The 1157-nt window shown below is 57.6% G+C and carries 1 protein-coding gene; it reads right to left on the bottom strand.

Going from position 1 to position 1157, the window contains the following annotated elements:
• Positions 1 to 6: 6 nt before the first annotated feature.
• Complete coding sequence (locus D3D02_RS17965; RefSeq protein WP_121571308.1) at positions 7 to 1113, bottom strand: IS630 family transposase; 1107 nt, start codon at positions 1111 to 1113, stop codon at positions 7 to 9.
• Positions 1114 to 1157 lie beyond the last annotated feature (44 nt).

Below are 1157 nucleotides of genomic sequence, written 5' to 3'. Positions count from 1 at the left end.
TAGTACCTAGCGTAACTTCTGGAGGTATCCGCCGAGATACTTGTCGATCCACGAGGCTGCGAAACTCAGCTGAGTTGTAAGTTGCTCAAAGAGCTCAGTGAGGAGAGCGCGGTATTCTGCCGCGCTCTCCACAATTAGCGGTGATGCTTCCCACTTGAGGCTCTTCCAGACCTGCTCGATTGGGTTGAGATCCGGAGAGCCAACCGGGAGAAACACGAGACCGATGCCGAGTTGGTGGGCTCGCCTACGGGTGTGCTCGCACACGTGCGAAGAGAAGTTGTCCAAGACGAGCAGAATCCGCTGACCCGGATTCTGCTCGCGGATCCCTTCGAGACACTCGCAAATCCGCTCTTTCGTCTGATCTTCAGGGAAGCTGACGACGCTCTGGCCGTTGAGTGCATAGAACCCGACCGCTGGTTCGTCTAACTTCACCAGCGGTCGGGTAATGTGCGGATCATCCACGGTGTAGAGTCGCTGTGAGTTATCCCACGGCTGCGGATGGGACGTGTCGAGAAATCCAAGGACGGTTCCGCCGTCCGTCCGGATTTCCTCGTCAACGACCCAGCCTTTCTCGTCGTCTCCGTCGCGTTTGTTGTGCGGAGCGTCGTCAGGTTTCTCGTCGAACGCGTCAGCGACGCGTTCGTCGAGAACCTCTTCAGCGTTCTCCGCGCGTGATGGGCGCTTAGTCCGCGGAATTGCGTAGGAAAGACCGAGCTTATCGAGGAAGGCACTCAGGTAGACCGGGTGAAATTCTACGTCGAATTCTTCGTTGATGAGGTGCTGTATTTCTTGTTTCTTCCACGGCTGGCCGTCACGAAGGAGTTCCAAGAGGCGTTCGCGTTGGTCCTCGCCGAGCTTCGGGGGCCTGCCGCCCCCGAAGTTCGGCATCAGGAGACCGAGACCACCTTCGTTCCACCGGCGGGCCCAGCGTGTTCCTGTCCCGGAGGACCTGCCGACATCGTCGGCAGCGTCCTCCAGCGTCGCTCCCTTGTAGAGACGCTTGATGAAGATCAGCCGCTCAGTGAGTTTCTCATCAGTAGACTCCGCTAGGAGCCGGTTGAGATCGTCCTCACTGAGGTGACGGACGATCTCTTTGCGGCGATCTTCAGACATACTCTCATATCAGACGCTACCTCCATAACTTCCCCTAACCACTA

The organism is Halobellus sp. Atlit-38R (assembly GCF_003665925.1).
GTDB lineage: Archaea > Halobacteriota > Halobacteria > Halobacteriales > Haloferacaceae > Haloquadratum > Haloquadratum inordinatus.
The sequence above is the reverse complement of the archived record's forward strand: the minus strand, read 5'-3'. Positions and strand labels throughout refer to the sequence as shown.